The 14,459-nt window shown below is 52.5% G+C and carries 12 protein-coding genes and 2 pseudogenes; 7 read left to right on the top strand and 7 right to left on the bottom strand.

Annotated elements, in window-relative coordinates:
* Positions 1-2 precede the first annotated feature (2 nt).
* Genes gsiA through gsiD form a run of 4 tightly spaced genes read left to right on the top strand, consistent with a single transcriptional unit; the run spans position 3 to position 5,246 of the window.
* Positions 3-1,859, top strand: coding sequence for a glutathione ABC transporter ATP-binding protein GsiA (gsiA, locus tag MUU51_RS18735; protein ID WP_258968345.1), 1,857 nt, complete (start codon positions 3-5; stop codon positions 1,857-1,859).
* 16 nt (positions 1,860-1,875) lie between these two features.
* Positions 1,876-3,414, top strand: coding sequence for a glutathione ABC transporter substrate-binding protein GsiB (gene gsiB / locus MUU51_RS18730; RefSeq protein WP_159773484.1), 1,539 nt, complete (start codon positions 1,876-1,878; stop codon positions 3,412-3,414).
* A complete protein-coding gene (gsiC, locus tag MUU51_RS18725) occupies positions 3,414-4,334 on the top strand; it encodes a glutathione ABC transporter permease GsiC (RefSeq protein WP_159773482.1) in 921 nt (306 codons plus the stop codon). The genes gsiB and gsiC overlap by 1 nt, the downstream gene beginning before the upstream one ends.
* Positions 4,335-5,246, top strand: a complete 912-nt coding sequence (gsiD, locus tag MUU51_RS18720; protein ID WP_159773480.1) for a glutathione ABC transporter permease GsiD — start codon at positions 4,335-4,337, stop codon at positions 5,244-5,246.
* 42 nt (positions 5,247-5,288) lie between these two features.
* On the opposite strand, the pseudogene MUU51_RS18715 reads toward gsiD, so the two are convergent.
* From MUU51_RS18715 to MUU51_RS18695, 5 genes and pseudogenes are all read right to left on the bottom strand, one after another.
* A pseudogene (locus MUU51_RS18715) lies at positions 5,289-5,384 on the bottom strand (hypothetical protein); the annotation flags it as partial.
* Positions 5,385-5,404: 20 nt separating this feature from the next.
* Positions 5,405-6,400 carry a fimbrial protein gene (locus tag MUU51_RS18710; RefSeq protein WP_200849693.1) on the bottom strand — a complete coding sequence of 332 codons (996 nt, stop codon included), beginning with the start codon at positions 6,398-6,400 and terminating at the stop codon, positions 5,405-5,407.
* Positions 6,401-6,441: 41 nt separating this feature from the next.
* On the bottom strand, positions 6,442-8,979 hold the full coding sequence (locus MUU51_RS18705) for a fimbria/pilus outer membrane usher protein (RefSeq protein ID WP_258968344.1): 2,538 nt from the start codon (positions 8,977-8,979) through the stop codon (positions 6,442-6,444).
* 21 nt (positions 8,980-9,000) lie between these two features.
* Positions 9,001-9,666, bottom strand: coding sequence for a fimbrial biogenesis chaperone (locus MUU51_RS18700; RefSeq protein WP_258968343.1), 666 nt, complete (start codon positions 9,664-9,666; stop codon positions 9,001-9,003).
* Positions 9,667-9,708: 42 nt separating this feature from the next.
* A complete protein-coding gene (locus MUU51_RS18695) occupies positions 9,709-10,242 on the bottom strand; it encodes a fimbrial protein (protein ID WP_258968342.1) in 534 nt (177 codons plus the stop codon).
* A 439-nt stretch (positions 10,243-10,681) separates the two neighbouring features.
* Between MUU51_RS18695 and MUU51_RS18690 the strand changes: the two genes are divergently transcribed.
* Complete coding sequence (locus MUU51_RS18690) at positions 10,682-11,266, top strand: recombinase family protein (RefSeq protein WP_258968341.1); 585 nt, start codon at positions 10,682-10,684, stop codon at positions 11,264-11,266.
* A 263-nt stretch (positions 11,267-11,529) separates the two neighbouring features.
* On the opposite strand, the pseudogene MUU51_RS18685 reads toward MUU51_RS18690, so the two are convergent.
* A pseudogene (locus MUU51_RS18685) lies at positions 11,530-11,829 on the bottom strand (transposase); the annotation flags it as partial.
* 301 nt (positions 11,830-12,130) lie between these two features.
* Between MUU51_RS18685 and MUU51_RS18680 the strand changes: the two are divergent.
* Positions 12,131-12,514: a biofilm formation regulator BssR gene (locus MUU51_RS18680; protein ID WP_258968340.1), complete on the top strand. Its 384-nt coding sequence runs from the start codon at positions 12,131-12,133 to the stop codon at positions 12,512-12,514.
* 108 nt (positions 12,515-12,622) lie between these two features.
* Positions 12,623-13,735 carry a PQQ-dependent sugar dehydrogenase gene (locus tag MUU51_RS18675; RefSeq protein WP_258968339.1) on the top strand — a complete coding sequence of 371 codons (1,113 nt, stop codon included), beginning with the start codon at positions 12,623-12,625 and terminating at the stop codon, positions 13,733-13,735.
* Positions 13,736-13,738: 3 nt separating this feature from the next.
* On the opposite strand, the gene MUU51_RS18670 is transcribed toward MUU51_RS18675, so the two are convergent.
* Entirely contained in the window at positions 13,739-14,365 is a 627-nt protein-coding gene (locus MUU51_RS18670; RefSeq protein WP_159773466.1) for a glutathione S-transferase family protein, read from the bottom strand.
* Positions 14,366-14,459 lie beyond the last annotated feature (94 nt).

Here is a 14,459-nt window from a genome sequence, read left to right as displayed (position 1 = left end):
GCGTGCCGCACAGCCATGAAATCAACCCCAGCGAGGTGCTGGTGGTGCGTGATTTGAACATTACTTTTCAGCAGGAACAGCAGCCAGTTCAGGCGGTAAAGCATCTTTCATTTAGCCTCAAACGCGGCGAGACGTTGGCGATTGTCGGCGAATCCGGCTCGGGGAAATCGGTCACCGCGCTGGCGTTAATGCGCCTGCTCGAACAGTCCGGCGGTGAGGTGAACAGCGAAGCACTAATGCTTCGCCGTCGTAACCGCGAAGTGATTGACGTAACGGCCCAAAGCGCGTCGCAAATGCGTCGCGTGCGCGGGGCGGATATCGCAATGATCTTCCAGGAGCCGATGACGTCGCTGAACCCGGTGTTTACCGTGGGCGAGCAGATAGCCGAGTCTATCCGTCTGCATCAGGGGTTAGGGCGCGATGATGCGTTGAAAGCCGCGAAGAAAATGCTCGATCAGGTGCGTATTCCGGAAGCCGAAACTATTCTGGCGCGCTACCCGCATCAACTTTCTGGCGGCATGCGCCAGCGAGTGATGATTGCGATGGCGCTCTCCTGTCGTCCGGCGGTGCTGATTGCCGACGAACCGACGACCGCGCTGGACGTCACCATTCAGGCGCAAATTCTGCAGCTGATCGATGTGCTGCAAAAAGAGATGGAGATGGGGGTGATTTTTATCACTCACGACATGGGCGTCGTGGCGGATATCGCCGACAGAGTGCTGGTGATGTACCAGGGCGAAGCGGTGGAAACGGGTAGCGTCGAGCAAATTTTTCACGCGCCACAGCATCCGTACACCAAAGCGTTACTGTCGGCGGTTCCGCGGCTGGGCGCCATGCGTGGCAGCGCGTTGCCGCGCAGTTTCCCGCTGTTGAACACTGACGCCATACCCGCTGAGCAGGACACCGTCGTTCCCGGTGAGCCGATTTTGCAGGTGCGTGATTTGGTGACCCGTTTTCCGCTACGCAGCGGCATTCTAAACCGCGTCACCCGCGAAGTACACGCGGTGGAGAAGGTGAGTTTCGATTTGTGGCCCGGCGAAACGCTGGCGCTGGTGGGCGAATCCGGTTCCGGGAAATCGACGACCGGGCGCGCGCTGTTACGGCTGGTGGAGTCGCAAAGCGGCAACATTACGTTTAACGGGAAACGCATTGATACATTGTCGGACAGCCAACTTCAGCCGCTGCGGCGCGACATTCAGTTTATTTTTCAGGATCCGTGGGCCTCGCTCGATCCGCGGCAAACCGTCGGCTATTCCATTCTTGAACCGCTGCGGGTGCATAACATGATGCCGGAAGCTGATGCCCGACGTCGCGTGGCGTGGTTACTCGAACGTGTCGGGCTACAGCCGGAGCACGCCTGGCGTTATCCGCATGAATTTTCCGGCGGCCAGCGTCAGCGGATTTGTATCGCCCGCGCGCTGGCGCTCAACCCGAAAGTGGTGATTGCCGATGAGGCGGTATCCGCGCTGGATGTGTCTATTCGCGCGCAGATAATCAACCTGCTGCTCGATTTGCAGCGGGAAATGGGCATGGCGTACCTGTTTATTTCCCACGATATGGCTGTGGTTGAGCGCATCAGCCACCGTGTGGCGGTGATGTACCGCGGGCGAATTGTCGAGATTGGCCCGCGTAATGCCGTATTTGAAAACCCGCAGCACCCGTATACCCGCAAGCTGATGGCCGCCGTGCCGGTGGCTGACCCGACGCACCGTCGACCGCAGCGCGTACTGCTGTCCGATGAGCTGCCCGGTAATATTTATCCGCGGGGAGAAGAGATTGCCAGCGTGCCGCTGGTTCAGGTTAGCCCTGGGCATTTTGTCGCCCGGGACGATACCCCCAGCGCACTGTCGCGCCTATAACAATCAGGAGAACAACATGACACAACAGATTTCAGGTAAATGGCTGCTGGCACTGGGTGTTGTTTCCGCCCTGGCCGCCGCACCCGCGTTTGCGGCTAAAGATGTGGTGGTGGCGGTGGGGTCAAATTTCACGACGCTCGACCCGTATGACGCGAACGACACGCTGTCTCAGGCGGTGGCAAAGTCGTTCTATCAGGGGCTGTTTGGCCTCGATAAAGACATGAAAATGCACAACGTGCTGGCGGAAAGCTACACGGTGTCAGATGACGGGCTGGTGTACACCCTCAAACTGCGTAGCGGAGTGAAATTCCAGGACGGGACCGATTTCAACGCCGAGGCGGTGAAAATCAACCTCGACAGGGCCAGCAACCCGGATAACCATCTCAAGCGCTATAACCTGTACAAGGATATCGCCAGCACTGAAGCGGTCGATCCACTGACGGTGAAAATTACCCTCAAACAGCCGTTCTCAGCGTTTATTAACATTCTGGCGCATCCGGCGACGGCGATGATTTCCCCGGCGGCTATCAAGAAATTCGGCAAGGATATCGGCTTCCATCCGGTGGGCACCGGGCCGTATTCGCTCGAGACCTGGAACCAGACTGACTTTGTGAAGGTGAAGAAGTTTGATGGCTACTGGCAGAAAGGTCTGCCAAAACTCGACACCATCACCTGGCGTCCGGTCGTTGATAACAATACCCGCGCGGCGATGCTGCAAACCGGTGAAGCGCAGTTTGCGTTCCCGATCCCTTACGAGCAGGCCCCGCTGCTGGAAAAAAACAGCAAGCTGGAGCTGGTGGCGAGCCCGTCAATCATGCAGCGCTACATCAGCATGAACGTGACGCAAAAACCGTTTGATAACCCGAAAGTGCGGGAGGCGATCAATTACGCTATCAACCGTCAGGCGTTGGTGAAAGTGGCCTTTGCTGGTTACGCGACCCCGGCGACTGGCGTGGTACCGCCGTCCATTGCGTATGCGCAGACGTATAAACCGTGGCCGTACGATCCGGCGAAAGCCCGCGAACTGTTGAAAGAAGCCGGTTTCCCGAACGGGTTCAGCACCACGCTGTGGTCGTCACATAACCACAGCACCGCGCAAAAAGTGCTGCAGTTCACCCAGCAGCAGCTGGCGCAGGTGGGCATCAAGGCACAGCTGACGGCGATGGATGCGGGTCAGCGAGCGTCAGAAGTCGAAGCCAAAGGGCAGAAAGAGAGCGGCGTAAGAATGTTCTACACCGGCTGGTCGGCCTCGACTGGTGAAGCAGACTGGGCGCTGTCGCCGCTGTTTGCCTCGCAAAACTGGCCACCAACGCTGTTTAACACCGCGTTCTACAGCAATCCGCAGGTGGACAAAGACCTCGCCGGAGCGCTGAAGACCAATGACCCGAAAGAGAAGGAGCGTCTGTACAAAGAGGCTCAGGACACCATCTGGAAAGAGTCGCCATGGGTTCCGCTGGTGGTGGAAAAACTGGTTTCTGCGCACAGTAAAAACCTGACCGGGTTCTACATCATGCCGGATACCGGTTTTAGCTTTGATGAGGCCGACCTGAAGTAATGTTTAGTTACGTCATTAAACGTCTGCTCGGTCTGATCCCGACGCTGCTCATCGTGGCGGTGCTAGTGTTCCTGTTTGTGCACCTGCTGCCCGGCGACCCCGCGCGTTTGATTGCCGGGCCGGAAGCGGATGCGCAAGTCGTGGCGATGGTGCGTCAACAGCTGGGCCTCGACCAGCCGCTGTACGTTCAGTTTGGGCACTACATCGTCAACGTCTTGCAGGGCGATTTTGGCACCTCGATGGTGTCGCATCGTCCCGTGTCGGAAGAGATTGCCAGTCGTTTCATGCCAACGCTGTGGCTCACGCTGTGCAGCATGATCTGGGCGGTGATTTTCGGTATGGCGATGGGGGTAGCGGCGGCCGTCTGGCGCAATCGCTGGCCGGACAGGCTCGGCATGGCGATTGCCGTCACCGGTATTTCCTTCCCGGCGTTCGCGCTGGGCATGCTGCTGATGCAGGTCTTTTCCGTTGAACTGGGCTGGCTGCCGACCGTTGGCGCGGACAGCTGGCGGCACTACATTCTGCCGTCAATCACCCTCGGTGCTGCGGTGGCGGCGGTGATGGCCCGCTTCACGCGAGCGTCATTCGTCGATGTGCTTAATGAAGACTACATGCGTACTGCGCGGGCCAAAGGCGTCAGCGAAACGTGGGTGGTTCTCAAACACGGCTTGCGTAACGCGATGATCCCGGTGGTGACCATGATGGGCTTGCAGTTTGGTTTTCTGCTCGGCGGCTCCATTGTGGTCGAAAAGGTCTTTAACTGGCCGGGGCTTGGGCGCCTGCTGGTGGATTCGGTGGAGATGCGCGACTATCCGGTGATTCAGGCGGAAGTGCTGCTCTTTTCGCTGGAATTTATTCTCATCAATCTGGTGGTGGACGTGCTGTATGCCGCCATCAACCCGGCTATCAGGTACAAGTAAGTGCGACTGTTAAACTGGCGACGTCAGGCAATCATGAACGCGCTGCCCGGAGTGGCTCCCGGACAGGTGCGCACGCCGTGGCATGAATTCTGGCGCAAATTCCGCAAACAGCCGGTGGCGATGGCCGCCGCGGTGTTTGTTGTGCTGCTGATCGTGGTGGCCTTTTTGGCACCGTGGATAGCGCCGTTCGATGCGGAAAACTACTTCGATTACGACCGGCTGAACGATGGCCCGTCGATGATGCACTGGTTTGGCGTGGATTCTCTCGGGCGCGACATTTTCAGCCGGGTGCTGGTTGGGGCGCGTATTTCACTCGCTGCGGGCGTGTTTGCAGTACTGATCGGCGCTGTGGTCGGCACGGTGTTGGGGCTGCTTGCGGGCTATTACGAAGGCTGGTGGGACCGCGTCATCATGCGTATCTGCGACGTGCTGTTTGCCTTCCCGGGCATTCTTCTGGCGATAGCCGTGGTGGCGGTGATGGGCAGCGGAATGGCGAACGTCATCATCGCGGTGGCGATATTCTCCGTTCCGGCTTTTGCGCGTCTGGTACGCGGCAACACGCTGGTGCTCAAACAGCAGACGTTTATTGAGTCGTCACGCAGCATTGGCGCCAGCGACAGCACCATTCTGTTCCGCCATATCCTGCCGGGCACCGTATCGTCGATTGTGGTCTATTTCACCATGCGAATTGGCGTGTCGATAATTTCCGCAGCCAGCCTGTCGTTTCTCGGCTTGGGCGCACAGCCGCCGACCCCGGAGTGGGGCGCGATGCTCAACGAAGCGCGTGCCGATATGGTGATGTCGCCGCACGTAGCGTTGTTCCCGGCGCTGGCGATATTCCTGACGGTACTGGCGTTCAACCTGCTGGGCGATGGTTTGCGTGATGCGCTGGATCCGAAGATCAAAGGGTAGGTAGGGCGATTCTCTCCCGGGGCGGGGTGAGAATAAAGGCGATTAAACCCGTGAACCCCACAGATCGTATTCGCCTTTCGCACGCAGCACGTCGCCCGGCTTAACGCGGGGTTCGCCATTCAGGTACACCACGCGGTCACGCCTCCATTACGCTCTGTTCACTGAAACGTCACGGTGATCGTCGCCGTTGCGGAAAAGTCACCCGTTTTGGGTTGATTACTCAGCCACATCACACCCGCAGTATACGTTTTATTGATAATGTTACCTGCGGTTATCGACATCACTTTGGGCGCATTCATTTCGATAGGGGGGTCAAGACTGGTATTGTCCGAGAGAATAATACCGAAGCCGCTGTCCGTGGCGGGCAGAATGATGGTTTTGTCCTGCAGGGGATTTGGGGTGCTGAACGTGGTCAGCAGATTTTCGGTACCGCAGATTACACCCGATCCCTTAATTTGTAGTCCATACACGACGTTAAATTGACGTTTTCGCTCAATGTGCCCAGGTGATGCGTTATGCGAACTCATTGTGCCAAAATCCAGTGTATTAGGCGAAATCGTCACTGTGGGGACGCAAGCCATTAGATTTATCTTACTTAGACCGGTAATAAACAGATTGAAATTCGTATCCCCACCACGCAATCCTCCTTCACCGTCAACCTGAAATAATGAGAGATTGAGATTGTCCTGAATAGCCCCACCAATAGGGATCGTAGAACCGGTCGCTTTAATATAAACCTGATATTCAAGACTGAAGGTTTGCGGCGTGGCCGGGGAGAGGCATGTCGCTTTCACTTTGTTGCATACTGTCGCAGGTCCCAGCTGTACTTTTTGCCCCTTCACCAGCGGGTAGTCAATGCCGTTGTAGGTTATGCCTATTGAGATAAAAGCAGGAAGGGTACGGGCCTGGTCTTTGGGATCAAGCCAGAAAAAGGCCATCTCACCTTGCGGATGACTATCTGTATCTGTGCAGGTAAAGGTGGCGTTAATGGCCGATGACACCCAGATTTTTTGGTTGGCTTTAATCTCCGAACTGGATGCCTTAATGATTGACCCGACATTTACCGTTTCACTGACCACCGAATTCGACGCCTTGCAGGTCAGGGCATAAACAGTGTGTGGCGAGATGATCATCATTAACAGGGCTGTTGCCATGCACAGTCCCCAGGTTTTAATGCCTGTCATTTTTTCCTCACTTACTGGCGACAAGGTAAAGTTAATTCGCGATAGCCACCAACAGCATGGCTCGCGTCTGGTTGCTGCACAGGCAGGGTTATCTGGCATTGGTCTTCCGCCGTGCCACCCCACTTAATCTTCAGTGTTTCTCCTCCTGCGACGCCAGCAATAAAGATCTCTCCCTCAGGCCCGATCAGGCCGCTGTTTCTGCCATCTGCAGAGAATACCGCTGCCCCCAGTGGCGGAACGCTGCCGTCTGCCAGCGAACTGTGAATGAGCACGCTTTCTCCTGTCCAGGTGTCAAAAGTGATCCGGGTAATGGCACCACGGGTTGGAACGGTATCGGCGATCGCGTTGGGGATAGTCAGATGGGAGCCGAAATCCTGGCTATTCAATGCAACGGTGTTCACGCGATAAGGGATAGTGTTGGGTAATATTGCGTAACCCAATCTATCGATGCTTACGCCTGGGTTATTCTCAACGCGGACTCCTGTTGCATTTTTAGCTTCAATAAGCGAGAACGTTTCCCCGAGAGGCTGGGAAAGCGTGATGCCACCGCTGTGTACCATAAGGCCACCGGAAAGGTTGAGGCTGGTTTGTTGACTGGCATCGCTGTAGCTATACCCGGCATAGGCATTGCCAAACTGCCCCTGATAACCAGCACTGACGCTGTTCGTCGATTTTGAGTTTTGGTCATAGGCCGTTTCGACGGCGTAATTCATACGTCCGTCGTCGAGCAATGTGCCGCTGATGCCTGTAGTCCCTGACGTGCCACCCGACTTGCTGTTATTAACACTAAAGGATGCCGTTATATTATTCTGGTCTTTAAAATAGAACGGAATCGTGATGCGAAAATTCACACTGTCGTCATGTGCGGAATAATGATTGCGGCTGTTTTGATAATAAATACTATAACTGGCACGACCGATATTGGAACTGAGTCCCCCCTGAAACGACAAATCATGTCCGGTCGTTTGCCAGTAATTTTGCTTGCTGAAGTTAAGGTAAAAAGCCGTTTTATTACCCAAATGCTGATTGACTGAGAAATCAAAACGTTCTTTTTTAGTGTTGTAACTGGAAGTATAATATGTTTCAGGCTTTCTCACGGCCCAGTCGGGATCGTTGGGGTCTGGATTATCCCAGTAATAATTTTTATATGCCCCGTGGTCCCAGCGTTGGTGTTCGGCAATGGCTTCCGAAAAATCGTAATACCCTGCTGTTGAATAGCGATACCCGGCTATCTGAAAATCAGTTCCTGACTCCCGAAAGGCTTTTGCATATAAAAATCGGATGCTGTTGCCCTGTTTATGCTCGCCATCGGCGAGAGCAGTATCAGCCCGGGTGATATCGACAGAGACTGCGCCTGGACTCCCCAGATTACTCCCCACGCCAATCGCGCCTGCGGTGTAATTTTCAGCGACCAGCATGCCACCAAACAGCGTAAAAATATTATTCAACCCATGGGATACCGTGCCCTGCATGAAGGCGGGAGAGTAGTTGTTGTCATCATTATGGTATTTCCCCGCGGCGAGTTGGTAATTCCACAATCCACTGCGTACCAGATTCGGTAACGCCGTATAGGCCACGGTAAATGTGCTTTTACTGCCGTCCGCTTCGATCACCGTGACATAAAAATCACCGCTGCGGTTAACCGCATAAATATCTGTTAACTCAAAGGGGCCTGGTGCCACATTGGTCGAATAAATAAGATAAGTGTTTTGCCGGACTTCGATACGCGCATTACTGTTCGCAATGCCGCGTATTGTCGGGGCATAACCTGTTTGACTATCCGGTAACATCGTATTATCACTGGATAACTGGGCGCCACGAAATTGTACGCTGTCAAATATATCCCCGGAGGTTGCCGACTGTCCAATCAGTAAATGACTTTTCCACGGGACAATATTTGTTTCTGCCCAGCTGGAGAGGTTTTTCCAGCGATCTGTTCCATTACTGGATTTATTCCAGTAAGCGTTATTACGAAACCGCCAGCTGGCTATATTGATACCGCTATTGAGTGAAAGGTATTGATACGTCTGATCAGTGGTATCATCTTTATTATTATCCGCTGTATAGATGTAATTGAGAAAAGCGGCATTAATACCCTCATCATAACGGCTCGGAGAGATAGCATCGCGAGCGACCGGTTGGATGTAGAGTTGGGGGATAGTGATATCCAGTCGATGATGATAAATGTCTAAGGCTTCTTTTGCTTCAGGAATATCATGGTTGAGTGAATGACAGTGCAAATCGCTGTCATGTGTTTTTATACCATAAGATTGATAACGCTTTGCATCGAGGCAAGGTTTTAATTTTCCCTGATTAGCCTCTCTTTCAAAAGTGACACTCCGGGTGTCAACCTTGATATTATTTATATAAATATCAACCGGATAAGTTCCTGGGGCTACATCGTCGTCATGGGTAATAAAATCGGCAAGTGTCTTTTCATCAATGCCATTCAGAAACAGGGTATTGTACGCTTGCGCGGCCATTGCCCCATAAGGGGCACAGATGAACAGTGCAAAAAAATAAGCTCTGATGTGGGCAACTTTCATCATCCCTCTCCCTGGATAAATAAACTATTTGGCGGTCGGAACAATGGCGACAACTGCGCCGAAATCATTAATGTAACTCATCCTCGTTACGTGCGTTTGCCTGGCAACGGGCACGGATACTGTACTGAAAGGGGAAATCATCGGAACATTCAGTTGGGATGTTTTTCCCTTTTCATCCGCGATTTCAACTGAGGTCAGCGTAATATGTAATGGCCCCTCGTTCCTGAATAGCAGCGTGTTATCCTTAATTTTCCATTCCATTTTTTTGGCTTCCTTATCCAGCGTGTTTTTCAGTTTTGCCGGGCGGTAAAAAAGTTTCAACCTCGTGCGGATCGCCAGTTGTAAAACATTTTCTTCCTGAGGTTTGGGCGGTACTTCCTGCACATTTACCCAAAAGACACTTTCTCGGTCGGCTGGCAGACCATAGCCAGAGTAAATGAATCGTAATAAGGCGGATTGTTCAGGTTTCAGTTTGACTAACGGAGGCACGACCACGATCGGTGGTTTTACATTATCCTTGCTTTTATCCAGCCAGCTTTGGACAATATAGTTTTCCTTCGAGACGTTATTAATCTTAAGCGAGGCTGAATTGGATTCGCCTGAATAAATAATGCGTGAGCTCTCAATTTGTATCGCGCTATGTGCCTGAGTCATGCAAAAAACCATGAGCAGCAGGAGATACCTTTTCATCTCTTCTTCCTTTTAATTCATGCCATCCCTGGCGTAAATTAATTATTGTTGGATAATAGTGAAATGTGCTGTTGCATTTGCAGTGCCGGCGTCAACTTCATCGGCGATAGCTATATAGTTAGCTTTTAAAAGGAATACGCCGGCACCATCGTCCCCAACTGTAATAGATGCGTCACTTGGATCGATCGTTTTTGATATGGTGATAGGGGCATCATTTACCCCTGAAACCTGGACACCCACCCCTGTAGCATAGCCTTCACCAGTACTATCTAATGCCAGAACATTTTGTTCATTCTCGACGGTTGTGCCATCGAGAACTAAATAATAAGTTCCTTTAGTGCAGCCAGTTACAGAAATTGTAAAGCCTACTTTGGGACCAAGATCGTTTTTCGCCTTGAAGTTTGTTTTTGGGATAGACCCTAAAGGTACGGTAATATTCCCCCCTGTGCCTGATTGCAGGGAGCAAGAGGAGTTCGTAATATTACCTTTGAAGGTGAGTGTACCGTCCGCAGCACAAGCGTATTGTGCCATTGCAGTTAATACAATGGTGGCAAAGCAAAGCGTTTTAATGTTCATATGCAGCTCCATCTGTTTGATGCATGCTCAAAATAATAGTTGAGCGTTGATTCGTGATGGTTAAACCTGAAGTTAACATTGCGGGAGGCGCTGTTAATTTCCGGGGGGATGTTTATCTGTAGATCATGCAATACTGCTGAAAGTACCTGTGTAGCCATTTATTAAAAAGCGAACAGGAGATAAATATAAGGATGTCGCAATACCGGGGGCGGCCCATCCTGTTCAGATTTAGTGGCGCCAATCATAATGAGACTAGTCCTATAATTTTTGTGTATTCGTGCTGTACAGAAATGAGATGTAGTGCAAAAAGTAGATGAAATTTCATTTTATCTTTGTTTTATAATGGATTTGTCGGCACACACTTAGCTATTTTTTAATTTTCAATACATTGGTCTCATATATACAATAAGGGACTTGTCTGGTCGGGGACGAAGAATCGATGAAAATCTATGCCTATTTGCCTAAGAATGAAGAATATGAGCAGGGTAAGAATGCACTTGTTGCAACAAGCGAGACACTAAATTTCAATATTACTCAGACCTTTGAAGATGAGGAGCATGACTTCACATCCCTGCGCCAGATGCTGGCTCTGGTTCAACCGGGTGATGTGCTGCTGGTTCCGAAGATCCTTTTTTTAGCGCGATTGCCTAAACAGGAATGGCGAAATCTGAGGAATATGACGGACGCCGGGCTGAATGTCGTTTCTCTGAACCTGACAACGACATTGCGTTGGCTGCAGACATCCGGTACTGCGGAAAAACTTGCCAGCAGAGCGTCAACGGATACTCTGATGGAGACCATCGAGAATGTCATTTCCTATATTCAAAATAATCCAAAGTTCGCGAAGCGAAAAACGGTGTCCGGAAGTGCCGCCGGCAGGCCGGTCAATGAGAGTCTTCACCATCGAATTTCACTGATGCTGGTTGCCGGGGCGAGTTACAGCGAAATACAGAAAGCGCTAAATTGCGGGCGATCAACGATTTCCCGCGTGAAACAAACCATTAAAGACTATAAAAACGAATAAATTTAGTGGGTTGTCATAGCGCTTTTGGCAATCGACATTCGCGCTGCTCACGGATTTCGAAATTCGGTCACGGTTTGCCAGGCTATCTGTTGCAGGGCTTTCCCGGTGGCCGGAGTCATACCGGTATCTGTCGGGAGCGCGCCACCAACCGGTGACTGATTGTACAAGGTCGAAAAAAATACGCAGGCCGCTAAATAGGTTCCTTCCATCGTAGTCACGCAACGTCAGCGAACCACCGAATAACTGCTTTACCCTGTGCGTCGCCGCGTATCGTAAGCACCGTCCGCCGCCGCTGACCTGATTTTTCGGTGGGTGTGCAGGATAAGCCCCGGGAGAGCTTCAGCGTCCATGACATTGTTCAGCGACAGGTCGGCGCAGATGACTTCATGCGTACTCGCATCAACAGCGAGATGCCGTTTTCGCCAGATACGACGGCGCTCTTTGCCGTGCTTTTTGACTTTCCACTCACCTCCACCGAAGACTTTGAACCCTGTGGAATCAATAAAGCCCTGCGCAGCTCGCAGGGCCAGGCGGAATACACGTTTAACGACCAGGACGGTGGTGTTGCCGGATGATGCGTGATCTGATCCTTTAACTCAGCAAAAGTTCGATTTATTCAACAAAGCCCGTCTGGTTGAGAAGTCCGGCACACTATAGCCATGGCTGCGTAATGTTACGATTCAGTTTCACAAACAAAACTTCAACAGGTGTTGATTTTTTGTACCGCTGGGTTAATGCGGTTTCCGTCAATCGGCGGTGGTTAAAATCATGTAAATCTGTGCTGAAAGATTGACCTGGCGCATCCTTGTGTACAAAAAATGACCATACTATAACGGTGACATTGGACGACACAGGAGGAAAGGTATGAACGTTGACAGACTGTTTCGTAACTTGTTGAATAAACTAGAGAACGCACAAATTGACCTTGCAGCTTACCTGCAACTCAGGCGAGCCAAGGGTTATATGTCAGTCAGCGACAATGATCATCTGCGTGAAAACTTGTTTGAACTCTGCGGCGAGCTGCGCCACCACGCGGCAACGCTGTCGTCATCGCTGACGTCTGCACAGAATGAGGCGTTATACACTGCCGGTGAAGCTCTGGCTTCTGCGGCGGTTAGCCTGATGACCGGGCACCATGACTGCCCATCGTTTATTGCTGTTAATCCAGATGCACTGCAACGCTGTCTCGACACCTTATCTGACAATATTCAGGCACTAAATAAATCTGCGCCTCGCGCACATGCCTGAACCCGCCGGGGGAGGCGACTCCCCCTCATGGTTAAGTTTTTGTAAAAATCCCGTCCATACCCGACACGCTGGCTACCCTTAACGCAATCGCCGTAAAAGGAGCCAGCCATGCACCGTTTTGCTCTGAGTATACTTCTGGGTTCTCTGCTGTTTACCCCGGCGCTGTATGCCGCCGACGTTCGGGTCGACGTATTGCAGCGCAAGCTCGATCACCCGTGGTCGATGGCGTTTTTGCCGGACAACAAAGGCCTGCTGATAACCCTTCGCGGCGGGCAGTTGCGCCTGTGGCAGCAGGGAAAAGGGTTGTCCGACCCGATTGTTGGCGTGCCGCGGGTGTGGGACAACGGGCAGGGCGGGCTGCTGGATGTCGTTCTGGCCCCGGATTTCGCCCAATCGCGACGAGTCTGGCTGAGCTATGCCGAAGTGGGCGATGACGGTAAAGCGGGCACCGCCGTAGGCTACGGGCGGCTGAACGATGACCTGACGCACCTCGACGCGTTCAAGGTGGTGCTCCGCCAGACGCCGAAGCTATCAACCGGGAATCACTTTGGCGGACGGCTAGTGTTCGATGGTAAAGGCTATCTGTTTATTGGTCTGGGCGAAAACAACCAACGCGCGACGGCGCAGGATCTCGATAAATTGCAGGGCAAAGTGGTGCGCCTGACCGATCAGGGTAAAGTCCCGGCGGATAATCCGTTTGTGGATCAGCCCGGTGCGCGACCTGAAATCTGGTCTTACGGTATTCGTAATCCGCAGGGCATGGCGATGAATCCGTGGAGCAACACCTTGTGGCTGAACGAACACGGCCCGCGCGGCGGCGATGAAATCAATATTCCAGAGCGCGGGAAAAACTATGGCTGGCCACTGGCGACGCACGGCATTAATTACAGCGGTTTGCCTATCCCGGAGGCGAAAGGCGAAAAAGTAGCCGGAACCGAAACGCCGCTGTTCTTCTGGGAACACTCCCCGGCGGTGAGCGGTATGGCGTTCTACAATGCCAGTACGTTCCCGCAATGGCAGAAAAAGTTGTTTATCGGCGCGTTAAAGGATGAGGACGTTATCGTATTAAACGTTGACGGCAATAAAGTCACTGAGGAAGGACGCATTCTGGGTGACAGAAAGCAGCGCATTCGTGATGTGCGCGTCGGACCCGACGGCTATCTGTATGTGTTAACCGACGAATCCGACGGCGAGCTGTTAAAGGTCAGCCCGCAATCCTGAGCATCAGGTGACTGGGATCATCACCACGTTCTGGAACGCCGGACGGCGCGACAGCTGTTGATACCAGCGCTGTAAATTCGGGTGCGGCTGCCAGGTTTTGACCGTTTCCAGCAGGTTATAAATAAACGGTGCAACGGCAATATCACCCACGCCAAATTCGTTACCGGAAAGCCACGGTGATTCGGCAAGGGCCGCATCCAGGATGGTTAACAGCTTTTCACATTGGGCAATACCCGTGTCAATTGCCGCGTGGTCGCGCTGCTCTGGCGGCGTGCGAACCAGTCCCATCAGGATAACCCGGTGTGCCGGAGAGAGTGACCCGTTGGCCCAGTCCATCCATTTTTCACCCTGCGCGCGTTTGGCCGGATTGGCCTGCCACAGGCTGTTTTGCCCATACTGTGCGACCAGATAGCGCACGATGGTGTTCGATTCCCATAGCGTAATTTGCTCTGCGTCATCATTCAGCAGCGGCACCAGGCCATTGGGGTTTTTAGCCAGATAGTCAGCGTCGTGATTGAGGCCAAATTCCAGCCCGGCCAGGATCTGATCATAAGTAAGGTCAAGCTCTTCCAGCGTCCAGCGGACCTTTTTGACATTTGTTGAGTTGTTTCTGCCCCACAGCGTAATCATATAAACTCCGGTAAACAGCGCATCAATGAAGCTTCATGGTCGGTTAATTTCAACATTCACACAACCGCGATCAAAAAAAACGCCCACTTTTAAG

This window comes from Scandinavium manionii, assembly GCF_024764775.1.
In the GTDB taxonomy this organism is placed as follows: domain Bacteria; phylum Pseudomonadota; class Gammaproteobacteria; order Enterobacterales; family Enterobacteriaceae; genus Scandinavium; species Scandinavium manionii.
The sequence above is the reverse complement of the archived record's forward strand: the minus strand, read 5'-3'. Positions and strand labels throughout refer to the sequence as shown.